Origin of the sequence: Butyrivibrio sp. ob235 (genome assembly GCF_900109475.1) — a bacterium.
Lineage (GTDB): Bacteria > Bacillota > Clostridia > Lachnospirales > Lachnospiraceae > Butyrivibrio.
Genome location: NZ_FOBE01000029.1, coordinates 16,754 through 35,487, shown reverse-complemented (window position 1 = coordinate 35,487; position 18,734 = coordinate 16,754). Strand labels below are relative to the sequence as shown.

General features: G+C 38.9%; 24 protein-coding genes. 1 reads left to right on the top strand and 23 read right to left on the bottom strand.

Features of this window, described 5'->3' with window-relative positions:
• The first annotated feature begins 168 nt into the window (after positions 1-168).
• Entirely contained in the window at positions 169-375 is a 207-nt protein-coding gene (locus tag BMW61_RS16965; RefSeq protein ID WP_139176408.1) for a hypothetical protein, read from the top strand.
• A gap of 291 nt (positions 376-666) precedes the next feature.
• Here the strand turns inward: BMW61_RS16965 and BMW61_RS16960 are convergent, their stop codons facing one another.
• The 23 genes from BMW61_RS16960 to BMW61_RS16855 all read right to left on the bottom strand — a co-directional run bounded on the left by BMW61_RS16960 (position 667) and on the right by BMW61_RS16855 (position 18,726).
• Positions 667-1,827 carry a hypothetical protein gene (locus tag BMW61_RS16960; protein ID WP_091824327.1) on the bottom strand — a complete coding sequence of 387 codons (1,161 nt, stop codon included), beginning with the start codon at positions 1,825-1,827 and terminating at the stop codon, positions 667-669.
• Between the two features lie 19 nt (positions 1,828-1,846).
• Positions 1,847-2,419 carry a hypothetical protein gene (locus BMW61_RS16955; protein ID WP_091824324.1) on the bottom strand — a complete coding sequence of 191 codons (573 nt, stop codon included), beginning with the start codon at positions 2,417-2,419 and terminating at the stop codon, positions 1,847-1,849.
• 375 nt (positions 2,420-2,794) lie between these two features.
• Positions 2,795-3,916: a hypothetical protein gene (locus BMW61_RS16950; protein ID WP_139176405.1), complete on the bottom strand. Its 1,122-nt coding sequence runs from the start codon at positions 3,914-3,916 to the stop codon at positions 2,795-2,797.
• Between the two features lie 26 nt (positions 3,917-3,942).
• Positions 3,943-4,578 (bottom strand): hypothetical protein, encoded by a 636-nt coding sequence (locus BMW61_RS16945; RefSeq protein ID WP_091824319.1) that lies wholly within the window; start codon positions 4,576-4,578, stop codon positions 3,943-3,945.
• Between the two features lie 38 nt (positions 4,579-4,616).
• Positions 4,617-4,862 carry a hypothetical protein gene (locus BMW61_RS16940; RefSeq protein ID WP_091824316.1) on the bottom strand — a complete coding sequence of 82 codons (246 nt, stop codon included), beginning with the start codon at positions 4,860-4,862 and terminating at the stop codon, positions 4,617-4,619.
• A gap of 33 nt (positions 4,863-4,895) precedes the next feature.
• A complete protein-coding gene (locus BMW61_RS16935; RefSeq protein WP_091824313.1) occupies positions 4,896-5,078 on the bottom strand; it encodes a hypothetical protein in 183 nt (60 codons plus the stop codon).
• Positions 5,079-5,081: 3 nt separating this feature from the next.
• Positions 5,082-5,477, bottom strand: coding sequence for a hypothetical protein (locus BMW61_RS16930; protein WP_139176402.1), 396 nt, complete (start codon positions 5,475-5,477; stop codon positions 5,082-5,084).
• Positions 5,474-5,962 (bottom strand): flavodoxin family protein, encoded by a 489-nt coding sequence (locus BMW61_RS16925; RefSeq protein WP_091824307.1) that lies wholly within the window; start codon positions 5,960-5,962, stop codon positions 5,474-5,476. Before BMW61_RS16925 ends, BMW61_RS16930 begins: the two co-directional genes overlap by 4 nt.
• A gap of 54 nt (positions 5,963-6,016) precedes the next feature.
• Positions 6,017-6,175: a rubredoxin-like domain-containing protein gene (locus tag BMW61_RS22115; protein WP_175475275.1), complete on the bottom strand. Its 159-nt coding sequence runs from the start codon at positions 6,173-6,175 to the stop codon at positions 6,017-6,019.
• 33 nt (positions 6,176-6,208) lie between these two features.
• Positions 6,209-8,161, bottom strand: coding sequence for a helicase-related protein (locus BMW61_RS16920; protein WP_242876786.1), 1,953 nt, complete (start codon positions 8,159-8,161; stop codon positions 6,209-6,211).
• Positions 8,162-8,450: 289 nt separating this feature from the next.
• A complete protein-coding gene (locus tag BMW61_RS16915) occupies positions 8,451-9,554 on the bottom strand; it encodes a hypothetical protein (RefSeq protein ID WP_091824303.1) in 1,104 nt (367 codons plus the stop codon).
• A 71-nt stretch (positions 9,555-9,625) separates the two neighbouring features.
• Complete coding sequence (locus BMW61_RS16910) at positions 9,626-10,276, bottom strand: 3'-5' exonuclease (RefSeq protein WP_091824300.1); 651 nt, start codon at positions 10,274-10,276, stop codon at positions 9,626-9,628.
• A gap of 125 nt (positions 10,277-10,401) precedes the next feature.
• On the bottom strand, positions 10,402-11,181 hold the full coding sequence (locus BMW61_RS16905) for an ADP-ribosylglycohydrolase family protein (protein WP_175475274.1): 780 nt from the start codon (positions 11,179-11,181) through the stop codon (positions 10,402-10,404).
• A gap of 61 nt (positions 11,182-11,242) precedes the next feature.
• Complete coding sequence (locus tag BMW61_RS16900; RefSeq protein WP_091824294.1) at positions 11,243-11,926, bottom strand: vWA domain-containing protein; 684 nt, start codon at positions 11,924-11,926, stop codon at positions 11,243-11,245.
• Between the two features lie 174 nt (positions 11,927-12,100).
• The gene (locus tag BMW61_RS16895; RefSeq protein ID WP_091824291.1) at positions 12,101-13,264 is read right to left on the bottom strand and encodes a macro domain-containing protein; all 1,164 of its coding nucleotides are present in this window, start codon (positions 13,262-13,264) and stop codon (positions 12,101-12,103) included.
• A 79-nt stretch (positions 13,265-13,343) separates the two neighbouring features.
• Positions 13,344-13,577: a hypothetical protein gene (locus BMW61_RS16890; protein WP_091824288.1), complete on the bottom strand. Its 234-nt coding sequence runs from the start codon at positions 13,575-13,577 to the stop codon at positions 13,344-13,346.
• A 9-nt stretch (positions 13,578-13,586) separates the two neighbouring features.
• The gene (locus BMW61_RS16885) at positions 13,587-14,426 is read right to left on the bottom strand and encodes a hypothetical protein (RefSeq protein WP_091824285.1); all 840 of its coding nucleotides are present in this window, start codon (positions 14,424-14,426) and stop codon (positions 13,587-13,589) included.
• Positions 14,427-14,563: 137 nt separating this feature from the next.
• Complete coding sequence (locus tag BMW61_RS16880) at positions 14,564-14,830, bottom strand: hypothetical protein (protein ID WP_091824282.1); 267 nt, start codon at positions 14,828-14,830, stop codon at positions 14,564-14,566.
• Between the two features lie 466 nt (positions 14,831-15,296).
• Complete coding sequence (locus tag BMW61_RS16875; RefSeq protein WP_091824279.1) at positions 15,297-15,599, bottom strand: DUF4870 domain-containing protein; 303 nt, start codon at positions 15,597-15,599, stop codon at positions 15,297-15,299.
• 262 nt (positions 15,600-15,861) lie between these two features.
• The gene (locus BMW61_RS16870; protein ID WP_175475273.1) at positions 15,862-16,296 is read right to left on the bottom strand and encodes a J domain-containing protein; all 435 of its coding nucleotides are present in this window, start codon (positions 16,294-16,296) and stop codon (positions 15,862-15,864) included.
• Positions 16,297-16,356: 60 nt separating this feature from the next.
• Positions 16,357-16,782, bottom strand: a complete 426-nt coding sequence (locus BMW61_RS16865) for a hypothetical protein (protein WP_242876785.1) — start codon at positions 16,780-16,782, stop codon at positions 16,357-16,359.
• Between the two features lie 212 nt (positions 16,783-16,994).
• Positions 16,995-17,834, bottom strand: a complete 840-nt coding sequence (locus BMW61_RS16860) for a carbohydrate ABC transporter permease (protein WP_242876784.1) — start codon at positions 17,832-17,834, stop codon at positions 16,995-16,997.
• Between the two features lie 7 nt (positions 17,835-17,841).
• Complete coding sequence (locus tag BMW61_RS16855) at positions 17,842-18,726, bottom strand: carbohydrate ABC transporter permease (protein ID WP_091824271.1); 885 nt, start codon at positions 18,724-18,726, stop codon at positions 17,842-17,844.
• Positions 18,727-18,734 lie beyond the last annotated feature (8 nt).

Sequence of the window (18,734 nt, the reverse complement as noted above, 5' to 3'; positions counted from 1 at the left end):
TATAGTTTTTTAGAGATCTCTGGGGATGAAAAAGGTTATCAGGGTTTATGGATGTTTTCATCTGTTCTGATAATATCTAGGAAAGGAAGTTTTAAGTAAGTAATGGACAATCGAGAGATTTTGAGCCAAAAGGAGATCAGCTCAGAATTCAGTCAAATTGGAGAGCACATGTTTACAATCCACTGTATTAAGGACAATATCAGTCTTCTTGCTGATGGTCTTGCTCTTAAGGATGATAATGAGAGCAGCAATGCTCTTACGCTGTGTGCTGATACTCTGGCGGAGGCAGTTGGAAAGTTATCTGAATGTATAGACATTCTTGATATGAAGTTCAATAGAGAAAATAAAAGAACAGTATCTGATAAGGATGAATGATTTTTAATCTTTATATCAGGTAATTAAAGGCAGGAGATAGGTTTCTCTTGCCTTTTCTTATATATGGGGATGTTGAGATAAGTCCGCCACCCTTTACAGAACCAAAAAGAAGCGCTGTCTGGCCATGCCGACGGTGAGAAACTAAAGAACAATCTGCTCTTCTTATCACCGTCTTTTGCCTGATTGTGGCGCTTCTTTTAGAACCTATAAAGGGCATGCCCTTACGGGTGGCTGGTATATGCCTCGGGATCCAAATCTAAGAACAATCTGTTCTCTTTCCTATGCTCCGCATCAAAACACTTCAAATTCAGATGAATCTACACTTTCCAACTGACTTTCTTCCAAAGCACATTTCAAAATTGATGTAGTATCTTTTTCTACATAATCATTGATTAGCCTATATTTTTCAGCAACTGGTAATGAAGACTCATCGATAATGCTTTTAATGACGGTAATAAAACCTTGTGTCAATTTATCTTCGTCATACATTTCAGCACTAGCACTATCAATTATTTCTGTAAATACTCTTATGGCATATTCAATCTCATTCCTGTACTCCTTATATTCACTGCTGTCCTTAAAAAAGTAATGGATGACTTTCAATCTATGTTTATTTGTATACTCATCATTTAAAGACATCCCACTTAACTGAAGGAATGCAATAAATACACTCATAATTTCCATTACATTTAAATCATATCCGTTGGTCAACAGCAGAAGTGCCATAATATCAGCAATAATTTCATCTTTAGGAAGAGTAACCATCTCTGTATGTTCCTGACAAAGTTTACAATAGATACTTACTGCGCCGATAGAAAGTTTCTTAACCTCTAAATTGGTGCCCCTAATGGAAGTACCCATCACATAGTGCGCATATTCATGTAAAATCAAAACAGAATCCATTACTGTTGAACAACTACTGCCCTTTAACAAGATGGCATAAATATTATCATTTCTTAGTAATTCCATAGCTAAATCCACATATGTATTAGTGAAAATTTTTCCTCCATATTCATAGTGAATACGTCTTTCTATCTCAAAGAGCAAAAGATCCACATACATTAGTACAACATTCCTATCTAAACCCAGTGTTTCTCCCAGAAAAATAGCTACCAATGTCTGTGCAAAGAGATTCACATTTTCACTCATTCCTGTGGTATAGCATATTAGACTTCCGCTAATGTTTTCATTGTTAACCGTATAACAATTTGGCATAGGATTTTTAACTTTGCCGACATAAATAGAATCATCTATTTTGTAGACCGATTTTTCCTTCAAGCTTTCAATTAACATATTAAAAGAGTAATCATTACTGTACGGGAAATTAGTCTGCATTGCCTCCATCACATGAAGGTCATATGAAGACAGCTTCATAAGCTTTGCTAAGTATTCTTCTGGAATCTCCATGATTGCATTTTCAAAATTGTTTACAAAATATTCTTTTGGTGTCATGACTAATTACCCCCATTATTTAGTTAAGACGGAATTTATTCTCTGTATCAGGACTAATCGTTTTGGATAGAATAAGATCATTTAGACACAACTTGATTTTAGCTCTATCCAACTCGCAATTGCATTCCTCGACCCGGTGAGGACATCTCTTACACGAAACACTATTACATAAACCATCAAATTCGTTTTCTAACGTATCTATGGTTGCACCTTCAAAATACTTGTCATAATATAGTACCCTGCTGAAAACACAACAGTCCTCAGGCTTAATAAAGTGAATTGATTTTTCTATATTTCCGGTTATCGTTCCAATTCCAACGGCAACTCCCTTTGTGTAGAAAATATCACACAGGCATGCAATGAGAAATATTGTGGTTTTCTTTATGTTTATATATACATTAATATTGGGAACAAATAGATTATCACATTGCTCCAGAATAAGAACTGGCTCAACATCTGTTTTGATAAACTCGCCATCTGTTCCTTTGAATTCTGTAAGCAAATAACGAAGGACAACCTTCTTTTGATCTTCATCGGAAGTAATATTGTCATCAATAAAACTTAGAAATTGCTCGAGAGTAATAGTTTTCATGTCATTCCCCCACTAACAGACTCATCTTGAAAATCAAACACAAAATTCAATATGAATACTTGTTAAAACTTTTTTCACCCTTAGCTTAAAAATCAGATTTGCATATACTTCTAATATGACAATAAAAGTATAATACAAATCTGATTACAGATATACTCTCTATTCTGCGGGAAAAATACGTTTATTTCGAAAAAAATGCAAAATAATTAGCATCAGAATTTTATGTGGTATTGACCCCTGACCAATAGATAAATGATATACATTTTTATGGTTGGTTTTTCCATAAGCAATTTTTTCAGTTGTCTAGTTATCATTTCAGTACTTATGAGTTCATATCGATAACTTCAAAATTGCTCCTTTTAGGTATTTTATTATTTACCCAATGGTTTTCTTTTTCATGTAATCCGAGAATCTAAGCCACTCTATCTTGATCTGCCTTGAATCCCATTCTTCATTTAATTTGTTCCACTCTTCATCAGAGATCTGGCTCTCAGGAAGGCGTGCAGCTTCATCAATGTCAGTGTATGGCTCTTTTATATGCACAGGTCTTTCCCAATATCCAAGAAATTCATCGGAAATAAAGCCATAGTCTCCCCATCCATATTCTTCTAGTATCTCGATATTCGAAGGATCATAGTGTAGTCTTTCTGTTCCACTATAAGCAGCGCCACCACTTCCTGTTTCATAGATATATCCATCTGATCCAAGCCAATGGAGATCCCTGCTTCCGCCATCACAAATTTGTATAACCTTACCATCCATAAGAGCATATGCCCTTTCAAAGTAGTCTTCAGGAATCCAGTCTGCATCAGCATCACTTACTACTCCGAAGATGATTTCGAAATCACCGTCGCTGTTAAGGTCAGCGTAAGTATAGCCTACATTGTCGAGGTTGAAGTTATAGTCCATCTCATAATATGATCCGGTATTCATGACAGAGGTATCACTCTTATCTTTAAGGACTAGGCCGCTTACAGTATATTTCCCATTTGCATTAAAGCTCTGGTTCTGCCACTGCATCACTTCTTCATAGGATTCAACGATCTTGTCAAAAGCTCCTTCATAAAGTTCATCATACTTTTGGATAAATGCAGGGTCTGATAATCTGTAGACATAAACACCGTTTTCCTCATAAAGGTAAGTGCGGTCATACTTTCCTTCTTCCGGTCCTCCAATGCCTATGACCGTTTCAGAAGCGCTATTATCTTCTGTAGGTTCAGTATCTGCTTCCTCTGTTTCGGTTTCAGGACCAGACAGCGCATCTTCAGAAGGCTCCGGATCAGCTGTGTTTTCTTCTTTGCTTTCTTCTTGTGCAGGAATTTCCTCTTTCTCCGCTTCGCCGGAAGTGTTTTCTGCCGCGTCCTTGGTATTATCTTTATTTTCTTCTATGACTTCTTCTGTCTTGGTTTCAGTAGTATTTTCTGCAGGTGTATTAGAGCAGCCTGACAACAATATGGCAGCTCCCATGAGCATCAAAGGTAATCTTCTTTTTATCACTTCAGCTCTCCTTTATACTTCATTTTCTATTCTGCTATGACTCCCTCTTCAACATACTCAATAAAATCATTGATGTCCCAGTTGTTCCACCCCTTATTCTTAAGAGCAGTACGGACTTTTTCTTTCTGGCACTTACTTAAAGGAAGCGTCTCATTTATTTCCCATAGATACCAGGTCTTTGATATTATCTCTTCATAGACAGCCTTCCCGAGTGTCGGTATCTTCCTTATATATGCCTGTCCCCTGTCTCTGATATCTGAGAGAGAGTATAATCCGTTATCATTAAGGAGCTTTATAGCCCTCTTTGACATGAAAGTATCTTCCAGGCTGGTCTCAGCGATGAACTTTTCATATCCATATATAAGCCTGATACAATAAGATCCGCAAAGCCTTCTAATCGTTTCATTATTCATTGCCCTTACGCGGCTTGTATCAAAACCATATTTCTTTGCAATCTCTGGGTTAGTCTTTTTGAACTTGTAAGCTTCCAAAAATACTATTTTGTACTCATCATTCCTCATGGATTCTATGAGATATTTTAAGCCTTTTCTTTCATCTAGGTTCATTTCTTCCGGAAGACGTACATCATTATCAAGCTCAAAACACAGCGTCCTGTATAGGTTGAGGGGAAAATCATATCCTTCAGGCTTCTTGACATTCATTATCCATCCTTCCTAAATAACAAAACTCATCTCTTCAGTCAATCAATAGTGTCATCGAAAAGTTCAAGTTTCTCATCATTCTCCTGCTTTTTTGAAGCATGACTTCTGATGTTCTCCTTAATCTTATTCTTTACACGCTTTTTAGTCTTCTTTTTAATGATGTGGATAATTATACCTATGATAACAGGTGCCAAAACTATGGCACCAATTTCTATGCCATGCTTTATCTTAAGCCACATGAGTTCTTTCTTTTTCTTTTCGATAGCTTTGCTGATTCTTCCCATATTTACCCCTTCTATACCAAAGATTTTGATTCTTTATTCTTCAGGCCAGACAGAACCAACATCAAGCCCTTTTTCCGTAAGCCATTTATCTGTAGCTTGGACATATTTTTCTTTTCCATCATCTGATATAAGCGTTACAGAGAGCTTGGGATCTTCCCCTGGCTTTAATTCTTCACATCCGTAATCACCATCAAAAATCTGTTTTATCTTCCACATGATTTATATCCTCGGCTTTATCATATTTCCAAGCATCTCAAGTGCCTTTTTGTAGGACTCTGCCATGGCACCGGGGCTTTTTACTTCAAATCCAAGTCCTGTCAAAGTCTCAGTGTCGCTGATCTCTGCCATAATTAATGTCTCTCTTTCTGCAAAGTGATGCATTTTGCAGTAGTTTACGACATCGTCCAAAAAACTTACTCCGTCTGCTCTGTCCATGGTTTCTTCAAACATCTCACTGTGCTCATTCAGCCAGCTTATATCATTTTCAGACTCTATTATCATGACAACCTTCGAATGATATCTTTCCCTGTACATCTTTATCTGCTTTGTCAGGATATCCCTGTCAGCATCCCCATAGCATACAATTATGTTTGTGTACTTATTTCTGTTCATCATTGCCTCATTATCTTCTTACTAAATATTTCCAAAGTCAGATCATTCTGCTCTGAGGGCTTATCCTTCGGGTCTATGAAGATGGCTGTTTCATTAAGAGTATCTATGCCAAGAACACTTTTGAGTTTCTCAAATGCCTTCTCTGCTCCTGCTCCGCTCTGGCAGGCAAATGCAGATATCTTTTTGCCTTTGAGCTTTTCAAGGTTATCCGCAACAAATGTCCTTATTGGCGGTGTGATATTTCCAGCCCATACAGGAAAACCTATTATGATCTCATCATAATCAGAATCAAAATCATACTGTTCCAAATCTGGCTTTTCAGCCATAACTGCAGATTTCCCTCCCCAGAAAAACTTGCTAAATCCGCTTTTGGGAAATTCCTTCTTTGGAATAAGCCTCAGCTTATCTGCTCCTGTTACTTCAGCAAGTTTATTCGCAATGTATTCCGTGTTTCCCTCTAAGGAATAGTAAACAATTATGCATTTCATACTTTATTCTTCCCCCTTGTACCTTCCCATTACGTGATACTTCTCATCTTATTCTTATTTTTTCGTATCATCACTTTTGGGTTCATCATCTACAAGCTCAAAGCGGTCATCCGGCTGCTTACACCTTGGACAGACATCTATGTCCCTTATACTCTTTCCTTCCTTTTCCTCATCAAATATGTATCCACATACTCTGCATCTGTAAACTGCCATGACTACCCCTCCTTAAACATCAATGTTTAGATTTTAATGCCCCGGTCTTCTCATATACCTTCTTTTCCTGAAACATTCCTGACACATGTTGTACTTGTAAGACCAGTTAAGCTTCTTTCCGCAATATGCGCAGCTTCTAAGGTTAAGCTCCTGCTTATCAAGGATCCTGAATATTTTCTCTGAGATTTCTCTTTTTCCGTCAAGTATCTTATCAAGGTCATCCTCACTTCCAAAAATCCTGGTAAACGAATATAGAAAATCATACACGGCACTTGATGTCTCGAGCATAAGAAGTGCATTCTTATCTTCTTCACCGACATTTTTTTCTGAATACTCTGCCATAGTCCTGTCTAAATCAGGATATCCGCCATTAACAAGGATGCCATAGAAATCAAGATATACTCTGAAAGTATCTTTATTACCATCATCGATTGGAATTCTTATATATTTCCTTATAAGCTTCCTGTTATCCCTTATTTTTTCAAGTGCCCTTGCAACCGTTATCTTTTCTGAAATATCACCTTTATTGTAATACTTTTCAGCAGGTATCTTATTCCAGGTTTCAAGTATTTCTGATACTCTTCCATCCTTGTGAAGGAAATCCTCCGGGATATTTATCATGACCTGTCTTAAGGGAATAAGCCTGCTAAACAAAAGCCCCTCTATGGTTTCATAGTCATAGTAGGATGTCACATAACCTGTGTCGTATATTCCATATCTTCCGGCTCTTCCTGCTATCTGCTTAACTTCTGAGGAATTAAGCGGTCTTTCGTCGATTCCGTCAAATTTAATGGTCTGTAAGAATACAATCCTTCTTATAGGAAGGTTCATACCCATGCCTATGGCATCAGTAGCTACAACCACATCCGTGTCACCGTCTGCAAATTTCCTGGCTTCCCTGTGCCTCACATCGTAGGGGAGTGAACCATATATTATGCTGCACTTTATGTCATGCTGCTGCAGTTCTGCCGCAACGCTGTGTACATCTCTTCTTGAAAAAACAATAAGGGCATCTCCTTTTTTGACATCAGCTGGAAAATCAAAATCCCTGGCACTCTCATCCATCACAAGAGGTGTCTTTCTGTCATGATACTGTATTTCATAGGTATCCCCACACGATTTGATCATCCTGGTCAGAAGAGCCTCCGCATCCTGCGATGCACATACATGCACGGTCTTAGCTCTTACCCCAAGGATTGCAGAAGTCCAGTATCCGCCTCTTTGTCTGTCAGCAGCCATCTGTGCTTCATCTATGACCGCTATGTCCCATTCCTCTTCAAGATCAAGCATCTCTATTGTGGATGACTGATGAAATGATCCGGGCATCAGTATCCTCTCTTCCCCTGTAATCATTGAGCAGGGAACACCTTCTCTGTTCATCCTTTCATACTGCTCATAGGCAAGAAGCCTTAACGGTGCGAGATATATGCCATTATCAGCACTCTTTAAGTCCTCCATCGCCTGATAAGTTTTGCCTGAGTTTGTTGGCCCAAGATGCAGAATAAATCTTCTCTTTATCTCCCTTGCCAAAGGGAACAGTTCAGTGTAATCATTCGGTGTGGAGTTTTCAATATTTTCAAATAGGAGCTTCTTGGCCTCCATGTTCTTTTCATAGCGCTTTGCTGCACGCCTGTATCGGGGATTTTTCATCAGCTGTTCAAAGACAACATGTTCTGTAGCATTCTCCTTAATGAATGCCACTATATCCTTTATATGCCCAGATTCGCGAAGATACTTCACTATAACTTTTGAAACAGCCTTTTTTCTTCCGTCAGAGAGAAAGTTAAGAACATCAGCATCTTCTGATTCCCAAAGAACATCTATGATTACATCTCCAATATCCGGCATTAACTGTAAAAGCGATGTCTGGTTCATTTTCTTCTGAAAATCCCTGCAGAAAAATTCGATACGAGCTCCTGATAGCTCCTGTTTTTCTGTCTTGCCATACTCGTTTCGAAGGTCAACATAGATTTTTTTGGTCCTCAAAACCTCCAATAGTTCACTATAAACGGCAAACGAAACAGTAATATGGTCATTTTCAAAATAACTGTCAAAGACTTCTTTCGGAAAAACATCAGCCACCTTTCTTAGGTCCAGGTTATAATTTCTTTTTCTGCTTCTGTAAAAATAAGTTTTGCGTTTTTTCATTTCTGAATATATGTACTTTCCCTTTTATTTTTTTCCATAACTATATTTTACCATCGCTTCATTTGCACATATCTAAACTTTAAATTAAAAAGCCAGGTAGAAAACTTCTTCCACCTGGCCGGCATAATCACCAAGGATACGCGTAGAATTCTGCACTTTCAATCTCAGCATCAGAATAAGATGAGATTGAAAAAGGAGTATTCCCATTAGCTGCAACATCATCGACAAATGTAAACTCTATTGCTGCCACTTCATTATTGGAATCTCTGCAAATAGCAAGTACATATACTGAATCTATAGAATAATCATTTGAATTCTTGATTTCTCCGACAATCTTATCACCTCTTACGGCTGTATTTTCTACTGTAAGCTGTTTAAATTCATCTAATGAACCAGCATTTTTGAGATTATATTCTTCAACTTCCAGAGTCTCAAAGTCTACAGTACTTGGAGCTGCTTCCTCTACAGAAAAAGCCTGGCTTCCATATGTAAATTCCTCTCCGGGATAGATCATACTTAAAGTCTGATCTGTTGTATCAATAAGTGCATTATTCTCATCTCTTGCAGTTACTCTAAAGCTAGGAAATTCAACAGCAATATCTTCGTTGGGATTATAAAGAGTCACATAATAGTACAGATAGCCGTTTTTATTTACAAACCAGCCGGAGTCCTTGATTTCCAGCTCTTTAAAGTCAGAGGTTTCCATTTTCACAGAACCAAATGCGTTATCCGGTATTGCTGAAACATCCCAGTCACCCCTTACAAGGACTGCCTCTTTGCTTTCTCCCTGAATTGTAACTGTATAAGTAAGCCTGTCATTAGCATATGTGAATTTCTTTGAATCATCACTTGATGCTAAAATGCCGTTTCCACCATAAGTGCTCTGCGACGTCCACTCATACTTATCTGTTGCTTCTGTTGGGGCATCATATGTACCAACCCAATAAGTATATGGTGTCTCATCGCCTTCAAGTACCCAAAAAACACCAATGCGTCCATCCTCTTGTATTGTTGCTGCCATATAGGATTCCGCCTTATCCTCCTGGATCCATAGGCCGGTAAGATCAAGTGGTTCTTCTATAGCCTCTTCTTCCTTTGCAGGATCTGCAGCAGTCTCTTCTACAGAGGTCGTTTCTGAAGGTGCTTTTGTCTGTGCCTCCCCCGAGCCACATCCCAAAACTGATGTAGTGATCATTGTAATTACCAGCATTAAAAACATTTTTCTTCTCATTTTCTTTAAGCCTCCTTACATTCATCTGCTATATTATCTTTATATACACAAAAACTTACATTCTACTTTTGTTAAGCAATCGCTATCCCTGCAAACAGATCTCCCAATGAAAAGCTCAGGTGGTCGACTTCTTCTTTCCTTGCCGTTTCATAGAACTCATTGAGCCTGTAATCAGGATCTGTCTCAAGCTTTGTAAAAAGTACCGCAGTATTGGCAGCATCAACCAGACCATCATGAGCGCTTCCCTCGGGTGCAATATTTGATATGAAAAGTGCCTCTTCCAGGCTATATGCGCGTTTCTGATCCATTTTTCGCGAAAATGTCTTCTGACAGTCAATCCAATTAGCAAAAACAATCTCCAAACGGTCATCAGCTATACCTTTTTCTGACGCTTCATGGATAATCTGCATTGGATCTGAATCGCTCCACGATACACATCTGACATCATCTGCCGGCAACCAGTCTAAAAATGATTCCAGCGCTTCTTCAAAAGCAGGACCTTTTGCCACGTCTTTTTCTGTTATTCCAGTGAGATTCTCGATAAAGCTGTCTATGCAGCCATATTCCGGTTTAACATATGAGTTGAACTCGTCTACAACTTCATAGTTCTCATTAAGCAGGACAGCGCCAATCTGAATTGTTTCATTCCGATATTTAAATCTGTTTTTCCTATATCCCTTTGGAACAACACACATCTCTAAATCTACTACTGCATACTTCATAAGAAATCTCCTCTCAATTCACAGGATTTCATTACTGACTTACTACTTGTATATAGATTACAGAATATGCTGTCCCATAACTATGCCTTATCTGTCGAACGTCCATTCTGTGAGATATCCCCTTATTACAATTCAAGAATCTCCAGTAGTTCCTCTGTCAGATATTCCTTCAATATCTTTTCCGCATCCACGTTACCAAATCCATGATAGAACTCCTCCGCTACACCACCGGCAATTGCTCCGAATGTATCACTATCACAGGGCAGACTATAGATATTCCTGATAAAAGACTCATAATCTGTACTCTCGTAAAAACACCTCATGGCTGCAGGAACTGATCCCTGGCTGCTGACATCCCACTTGTAGCGCGGTCTCATTTCATCGAGGCTGTAGCCAATGCTGTACTTAAAATTCGGATACTGCTCAAGGACATATTCATAAATCTCCTGCCTGGATTTATCATGACGTGCCATCCAGATACATGTTGACGTCACAACTGCTCCTTTTATCCCTTCAGGATGATTGTGCGATACGGCTGCCACCTCCATAGCCTTCTTCTGCATCATTTCAAGATCATCAAAAGCCTCACCAATATAGGCTGTTCTCATAGCAGAGCCATTGCCCCAGCTGTTATAGGGACTATGATCTTTACCCATGATCCAGCCGTAGAATGTTTCACCGTAGCCACAATCAGGGTATTTTCTTCCCTCTTCAACCATCGTCTCCACAATATCTTTTCCCTCTGTCAGGGCTTTCTTTATTGCAAGAGTCATTACTGTGTCATCGGTAAATCCTATAGGAAGACCTGAAATCAAAGGACAATTCTTCCAATCCAGATTCTTTGGCCTGTGAAATTCATACTGCGAACCTAAGATATCTCCTAAAACTGCTCCTTTTACTGCCATATATTTGCCCCTTTCTTCCTTGTAACATATTGACATCATTTCTTATGGATCCAGGCAAGAATCATCTCCTCGCCTTTTTTCCTCTTCTCTTATAATCTTCATTTATTGCATCAGACCATCCGCTCTCCGACAGGCATCCATCTACTTCCATAGCACTTTCAGCCATCATAACTGAACATACAGCCTTTGAAACTCCTCCATAGACATTTGCCGTACCGATACCATCGCTTACATAATTAACGGTTCTGTCCCTGCGGATTCCATACTTCTGTGCCTCAGCATAGGCATCAATGTTAGCTCCGATAAAGATAAATTCCCACCCATATTTCTTTTGTTGCTTCTTTACCATTTTTTCAATCTTCTCACGAGAGTATCTGCAGCTGGCATTTTCCATGCCGTCCGTAGTAATGACAAAAATGGTCTTCTCTGGTCTGTCCTCTTCCCGGGCATATTTGTGGACATTTCCGATGTGATGTATAGCCCCGCCCACGGCATCAAGAAGAGCTGTGCATCCTCTTACGTAGTACTGCTTGTCTGTCATCTTCTCAATCTTTTCGATTGGCACTCTGTCATGGATCACTTCGCATTCATCATCGAAAAGAACTGTTGAAACAACTGCCTTTTCTCCGGTCTTCTTTTGTTTCTCCATCATTGCATTAAAGCCTCCGATAGTATCTGCCTCAAGGCCGCTCATGGAACCTGATCTGTCTAGTATATAAACAATTTCAGTATATCCCTTACTCATATCTGTTACCTTACCTTTCTTTAATTCCTTGAGTAAAAATACCCTGAATTAAGTATCAGCGGCCTGCGCGCGAGCCGTGTTTTACTCTTATTATGTGGTGCTGTTTAGCTTGTAAGGTAATGTTACTTTATTGGGGAAAAAAATAGGTCGCACGAGAGGCGACCTTGAAAAAAACTATTTTGTCTCTTTTGAAAGCGGATCAAGACCGTAATCAAAGAGCACCATATCTATCTTAATTACGTTGTAATTCTCATGTTCAATGAAGTACCTTACAACTGCGTCTGTCTGGGAAATAGGCGACAGAGCATATCCCGCAAGCCCCAGAAAATCTATAGTCTCATCCATATTAAGATGAAGCCCTACAGCCAGCGCCAGAACCTTTTCTTTTGATGGCTTGACCTTTCCATTTAACAGCTTGGAAAAATACTGCTTGTTGATATTTGCAGCAGCATAGACTTCTGAGTTCTTAAGTCCCTTCTTGTTTATCAGCTGTCTGAGATGTTTTTCAAAAGAGTCTGTATAGATATCTTTGAGCACATCATCCAGAGAATCTGTTTTCTGAGCCTTCTTTTTCTTCTTTGAAAGAGCTCCTTCATATAACATCCCATGATATAGAGGAGCATCACAGATTTCTCTATCCGGTACTTCTTCCGCTCTCCTTCTCGCTAAGTCAGAAGGACAGAGAGTATCTGGAAGAGATCCTACTGTATCGGCATCTGGCTCTTCTGAAAATGATTCCAAAGACTCAGAATCGTCATAAAGTCCTTCAGGTAAGCCTTTTTCTGCGTACTCATCATCAAACGCACAGGTGACATACTCGTCATCTATAAAGCTTCGTACCTCTTCGCCCAGTTCTCCTGAAACTTTGACTGCTCCCTTGTCGAACACCACCAGGAATATCTCCATATCATGCTCTTCAAGGAATCCGGTAAATGCATCAACAGCTATTTCCATGCCAACTTCAGGAGGAAAGCCGTAGCACCCGGTCGCCATGACAGGGAATGCAATGGATTTGCATTTTTTCTCTGCAGCCAGAGCCAGCGACTTATCATAGCACTTCCTAAGAAGTTCTGCTTCTCCCTGGTCTCCACCTTCCCACCAACATCCAACGGCATGGATTATATATTTTGCATTAAGATCAAATGCTGGAGTAATAGCAACATCTCCGCGCTCAATTATTCCGATCTTTTTGCGCTCTGCAAAAAGCCTTTCTCTTCCTGCAACATTATATATAGCAGTATCTACGCCACTTCCAATAGCAACCTTCGGGTTTGCTGTGTTCACTATGGCATCTGCTTTTACTTTTGTAATATCATTCCTGATTATCTGAAATGGCATTATCCATCACCTACGCTTTATCTGTTTGATTTTTTGAATCTGTGCAATTCATAAGCATCCTTTTCTTTTAGCCCTTTAATCAGCTTTCCTCACCATTTATGTCTGCTATACTGTCAGCTACATCAGTTATCATCCTTGCTATTGAATGTCCGATATCTGTATCATGCTTTTTAACAAATTCTTCTGTCTTTGTGGCAAACTCTGCCCACAGATCATCATAATTATCATGTCCGCAATCCTTGATCATCTTAAGCAGGGCATATGCCTCATTATACGGTTCATATATTTCTTTAATGAATGTCTCATTTTTCATAGTTATTTTTTATGTTGTGGGTAATGCTTTCCCAAACTCATCATTTAATGCCTTGGCAAGTTCCTGGCATACCGTTCCGCCAAGTCCTGCCTCTGCAAGCTTCATCCTCATGTTCATCTCAAATGTGATCTGGTTTGATGTCTTAATTACTTCCATTACTGTTTTTGCATATCCGCTGTTTGCCGCTCCGAGGATCTTCTTTACCTGAGCCTGGGTAGGGAGCTTTACTGCTGATTTCTTGGCAGAACTCTTTCCGGAAGATGTCTTTTTTACATCTTTGTTTTCACTTTTTTCCTTCGCCCCAGTATCTTTGGATTCTGCCTTTAGCGCATTACTTGAGATCATAGGTCTTTTTACAGATGATTTTTCAGATGTCTTCTCCGGATCACTTATTTTTGTGGGCGTGTCTTCGAGGCTCTTTTTCTTCCCTGCTTTTTTATCCGAAGCCTCTGCTTTAGACACTTTCTTTTCTGCCATTACAGGTGCTTTTTTCTTTGATGCTCTTGAAGATGCCTTTTTATCAGCCACTTTCTTCCCTGTAAAAGGTGCTAACGCTTTAAGGAGCATGTCATCATCGGAATATATTTCATATTCTTTCTCTTCAGCTGTAATCTGTCCTATGAGCATAGCCTGTGCCATACGCAGTACATTTTTTTCTTCTGCAGAGGAATGTTCCTTTATATCTGGAATGAGTTTTACTTCCATGTTTCTAAAAATATCATTCTGAAAAACGGATACCGGAATGGAATCTGTTTCAGAAGCAATAACAACAACCCTGTCTTTAGAAGGATCCTTACCATTTAGCTTATCTGGGAAAAAGCCTTTATTTAAAATAACTATATGCAGCATATTTGTTCTCCGTTTCCTAATCTATATCTACCTATGATTATTGCTGAAAATCTGCCGTAAATCAAATAAACTACTGCTTGCCTTGTCATTACAACAAAAAAGCAGTAGTAATTCTTTGTTAAAATCTTTGTACTTTTTTAAAAGAGACTCTGGTTATTATGCGGATCAAAGCTGCCGTACCCTGATGAATATGATTTTCCCTGCGGATTACGAGCCCCAAAATGCTTGCATCCGCCATTTTGCATATTATTTCTCTCATTTTGATCCATCTGGATTGAATTTATTAGACGCTGCTGATTGTAAAAATCATGCATCCTATCAAGTTCAGGCACATTTCCTCTTATCATTTCGTGCTGCCTGTCCAGATTTATATTCATCTGAAGAGCATCTTCAAAATGTGACATGTAAACCTCCCTTATTTACCAATGATTAATCTTTCGGTTCCACTTAAAACCTCACCATCAAGCTCCTTTAGACGAATAAGGCATTTAAGAATAGTTCCATTTTTTTAATGTTTCAAGCAGTGCTCCTTACTTATACTTACTTATAATACTGTACCACTAATATGTGTACGATAAAAATGCCTCTTCTATCGAACGCACATTCCCCAAAACCAAGCCCTACTTCGTATGCTTTAGGGAACAATCTGCCTCTTATAGGTATACATTTTGTAGTTTTAATATTTTGATATCCAATATTTTCTGTATTAATCTATAATACATACCCTTTTTCTACTAAAAAGACTCCCTAAAACGTCACATGTTAAAATGTCCATCAGATCATCATTTTCTATCACCTGTTTCTTAGGCATTTCCCTTAAGAATAGAAAAGAGCGGCATGCCTATGCACACCGCCCATGTAAAATACTTCTTAATTGAAAAGAGTGTATTCTCCAATATAAGGAAGAGGTTCCTCACTCATTCTTGCAGCCCTTACAATTCCCATGATGGAAAGTACAAGACATGCAATTCCAAGTATATTTCCTCCAAGTGCCATGATTCCGCCAAGTCTTGTAAGGAATGTTCCGACAGTTCCGATCAGGTTGATAATAAGTGCCTGGTTAAGATGCCTTCTGACCAGTGTATCTTCTTTATCTCTCATCAAAAAAGATACAACAAATCCTACCCATGTGATGTAGCTTAATACAGCGAACAATTTTGAATTCTTATTCATGTTTAATCTCCTCATCTATAACTTTCTTCAACTTACAGTTCCTGCCTCCCCGATTTCCAGGAAAGACATCCTCTTCATGCTTGTAGTATAAGGTTTACCAAGAACATAATACATATCTATTATTTCAAAAACCTGCCTTCTAATTTGCCTATATCGCAAGTATTGATTTAAAATCCCAAGCATTCTGTCTTATCGCTAAGCATTACTTCCTCTAAAATAGAAATACCACATAATTTATATTTTTGGTGAATCCGCTTAAAGATTAGAAGAAAAATGCCAACCTAAACATAGAAGACAATATCTGAAATATGATGAACCATCTAAGGATTGTTCCAAATATAGATGGTCTGAATGTATATACAGGCATCCTGTTCCAGGTATAGGTATAATTGTAACCTCGCTGTCTGTTTCTCCAGTTCTTGTACTCCTCGAAATCGACATATTCTGCCTGTTCTCCATACGGATTTTTCTCCTCGTATGTATAGCGCTGGCTATATCTTGACGAGGAATCAGTACTATGCGGCTTTGAGAGTATATCGTAAGCTGCATTTATCTCGTTCATCCTCTCTGAAGCATTGACATCATCCGGGTGTAAATCGGGATGGTATTTTTTAGCAAGACTCCTGTATGCCTTTTTTATTTCTTCCTCTGATGCTCCGGGTTGTACCCCCAGCGTCTTATAAGGGTCTGTCATCATAATCGTATCCTCTTTTGGTAGTGCAAAGTAAATAACAAAAACGGTGAATTATCCGGGGCGTCAAGTCCTTTTTATGAATCTGTTGGAGCACTTAGGGCATCTGATTTCAATCTTTCCCTTGCCCTTAGGAACTCTTATCTGCTGATGACACTTTGAACACATGTAATATTTGCTGGTGGAACGGTCTCTCCACTGCATCTTTACAAGATTCATGCGTTTTCTTGGAAGAACAGTCATTTCAAGGAACTTCTGATTTTCTGCATATCTCTTTGGTATGTTCTTAGAAAATATCCTGAAGATAGAATATCCAAAAAGACCTACCCATAGGAAATATATGATTGTGCTATTTAGAAATATGTTTATTGCCATCAGTATGATTGCTACTGTATTGCATGTTTTAGCGAGGGCATCAACCCCGTTTCTTCCATACAACATCTGCATGAGCTGCATCTGTAATCTATATTGAAACTGTCTGAATTTGTCCATGACTTATACCTCTTTTCATTTATAAAAAGTATATACCCAGCCTTAATTATGCTGCAGATACATTTTGGCTAATATGATCCTGTTATCTTTCTATTATGGCGATTATTGTAAGCAGTCTACCTAAAGCAGGCCTAAAAACGATCATATCAGAAAAAGAGCAGCGCGATATTTTGAAAATACCTCACTGCTCTATACATACTGATTATAACTACTTATCCTTTTACGCTTCCGGCTGTAAGCCCTTGTACAAAAAACCTCTGGCATGAAATAAATACTGCCAAGATCGGTAACAGGCTGAGCACAGATAATGCAAATACATATCCCCACTGAGTGAACTGATGCTGTCCAAAGAACCCGGAGATTGCTATTGGAAGGGTTCTCTTCATGTCATCGTTTATTACAGTGTTCGCCCAGGGGAACTCCTCCCAGGCTGTAAGGAAATTGAATATTGATACGGAAGCTATTCCGGGTTTTGCAAGAGGGATTGCGACATTCATGAAAACAACCAGAATACTTCCGCCATCCATGTATGTTGCTTCATCCAGCTCTTTTGGAATATTTTCCACAAATCCCTTTATCATAAACGTTGAATATGGGATTACCCATGCTACATAAAACGGTATCAATCCCCATATACTATTTATGGTCTTTAGTTTTACAGCCAGTTCATACTGGGGAACGATCATCGTTGTCCCTGGGATTATCATTGTAAGGATTATGAAACCAAAAAGGATACTCCTTCCGGGAAACTTAAACCTTGCAATACAAAATGCCAGTGCTGATGACACTATCGCTGATAACCCTACAGTGAGTGTTGATACCAGTATGCTGTTTCCAAAGTTATTTATGAATTTCTTCTGTCCAAGTATATATGCATAATTTTCAAATGTTATCTCTTTAAGCTTAGGAAAAAACCTAGGCGGATACTCATAAAGTGCTCCATTTGGCTTAATGGATGTACTCACCATATATATCATTGGCATTATTACAATCATAAGACCGGCGATAAGAAGAATATATATCACCAGCTGGGATATTTTCCTTTTTGACATCTTCTTTTCACCCCTCATCCTTATTCTGCATGAGCCTGAACTGCAAGACTGCAAGGATCGCAAGTACTATGGCAATAATGAACGACAAAGCTGCAGAATAACCAAATTTACCGTTACTGAATGCTTTGTAGTACATCCATGTAAGCACTACTTCAGTATCATGGCCGGGTTTTCCGCCTGTTATGAGCTTTGTGGATGTATAAACATTGAATCCTCCAATCGTAAGCATAACAAGGGCAAACAGTATAGTTCCTCTGATTCCGGGAAGTGTTATATGTATGAATCTCTGCCATGCACCTGCCCCGTCAAGAGAAGCACTCTCATATAATTCAAGCGGTACTGTCTGAAGTGCTGCAAGAAATACAACCATGTTCCAGCCGATACCCTTCCATATGCCAAGAAGCATTGCCACTGTCATACCGCCCCATCTTGAATCAAGCCACCTCACATTCTGTGAGGTGACATGGACCACATTTGTAAGAAAATAATTGAGCAGACCTTCTGTATTAAATACATACTTAAAAACCAGTGATGCAATGACCCATGATGTAATTACCGGGAGGTAATATGCCACACGGAAACCTATCTTTACATGGTTGACCGAATTGATAAGCATGGCTACAAACAAGCCTATCATCATCTGTGCCGGTACTGTGATCAGCGTATAAACGATAGTATTGGCAAATGCCGTTCTGAAATTTTCGTCAGCAAGCACTGTGACATAGTTCTCAATTCCAATAAACTCCTGATCAAGGAATGAGCCAAAATCCCATTTGAAGAAACTCATCCAGAACAGCCTTATGATGGGATAGACTGTAAATATCCCAAAGACCAGGAGCCCGGGTAACAGCAAAAACAGTATCTGCAGTCTGCTCTTTACATTAAATTTCATCATCTACT

Bases quoted from the DNA above. Each gene is read 5' to 3' on its own strand.
- BMW61_RS16915 (WP_091824303.1), bottom strand. From the start codon at position 9,554: ATGAGAAGAAAAATGTTTTTAATGCTGGTAATTACAATGATCACTACA.
- BMW61_RS16875 (WP_091824279.1), bottom strand. From the start codon at position 15,599: ATGAATAAGAATTCAAAATTGTTCGCTGTATTAAGCTACATCACATGG.
- BMW61_RS22115 (WP_175475275.1), bottom strand. From the start codon at position 6,175: ATGGCAGTTTACAGATGCAGAGTATGTGGATACATATTTGATGAGGAA.
- BMW61_RS16960 (WP_091824327.1), bottom strand. From the start codon at position 1,827: ATGACACCAAAAGAATATTTTGTAAACAATTTTGAAAATGCAATCATG.
- BMW61_RS16925 (WP_091824307.1), bottom strand. From the start codon at position 5,962: ATGAAATGCATAATTGTTTACTATTCCTTAGAGGGAAACACGGAATAC.
- BMW61_RS16895 (WP_091824291.1), bottom strand. From the start codon at position 13,264: ATGCCATTTCAGATAATCAGGAATGATATTACAAAAGTAAAAGCAGAT.
- BMW61_RS16910 (WP_091824300.1), bottom strand. From the start codon at position 10,276: ATGAAGTATGCAGTAGTAGATTTAGAGATGTGTGTTGTTCCAAAGGGA.
- BMW61_RS16900 (WP_091824294.1), bottom strand. From the start codon at position 11,926: ATGAGTAAGGGATATACTGAAATTGTTTATATACTAGACAGATCAGGT.
- BMW61_RS16965 (WP_139176408.1), top strand. From the start codon at position 169: ATGTTTACAATCCACTGTATTAAGGACAATATCAGTCTTCTTGCTGAT.
- BMW61_RS16880 (WP_091824282.1), bottom strand. From the start codon at position 14,830: ATGTCACATTTTGAAGATGCTCTTCAGATGAATATAAATCTGGACAGG.
- BMW61_RS16930 (WP_139176402.1), bottom strand. From the start codon at position 5,477: ATGATGAACAGAAATAAGTACACAAACATAATTGTATGCTATGGGGAT.
- BMW61_RS16855 (WP_091824271.1), bottom strand. From the start codon at position 18,726: ATGAAATTTAATGTAAAGAGCAGACTGCAGATACTGTTTTTGCTGTTA.
- BMW61_RS16935 (WP_091824313.1), bottom strand. From the start codon at position 5,078: ATGTGGAAGATAAAACAGATTTTTGATGGTGATTACGGATGTGAAGAA.
- BMW61_RS16905 (WP_175475274.1), bottom strand. From the start codon at position 11,181: ATGGCAGTAAAAGGAGCAGTTTTAGGAGATATCTTAGGTTCGCAGTAT.
- BMW61_RS16870 (WP_175475273.1), bottom strand. From the start codon at position 16,296: ATGATGACAGACCCTTATAAGACGCTGGGGGTACAACCCGGAGCATCA.
- BMW61_RS16860 (WP_242876784.1), bottom strand. From the start codon at position 17,834: ATGTCAAAAAGGAAAATATCCCAGCTGGTGATATATATTCTTCTTATC.
- BMW61_RS16945 (WP_091824319.1), bottom strand. From the start codon at position 4,578: ATGAATGTCAAGAAGCCTGAAGGATATGATTTTCCCCTCAACCTATAC.
- BMW61_RS16885 (WP_091824285.1), bottom strand. From the start codon at position 14,426: ATGCTGCATATAGTTATTTTAAATAAAGGCTTTTTCCCAGATAAGCTA.
- BMW61_RS16890 (WP_091824288.1), bottom strand. From the start codon at position 13,577: ATGAAAAATGAGACATTCATTAAAGAAATATATGAACCGTATAATGAG.
- BMW61_RS16865 (WP_242876785.1), bottom strand. From the start codon at position 16,782: ATGGACAAATTCAGACAGTTTCAATATAGATTACAGATGCAGCTCATG.
- BMW61_RS16940 (WP_091824316.1), bottom strand. From the start codon at position 4,862: ATGGGAAGAATCAGCAAAGCTATCGAAAAGAAAAAGAAAGAACTCATG.
- BMW61_RS16955 (WP_091824324.1), bottom strand. From the start codon at position 2,419: ATGAAAACTATTACTCTCGAGCAATTTCTAAGTTTTATTGATGACAAT.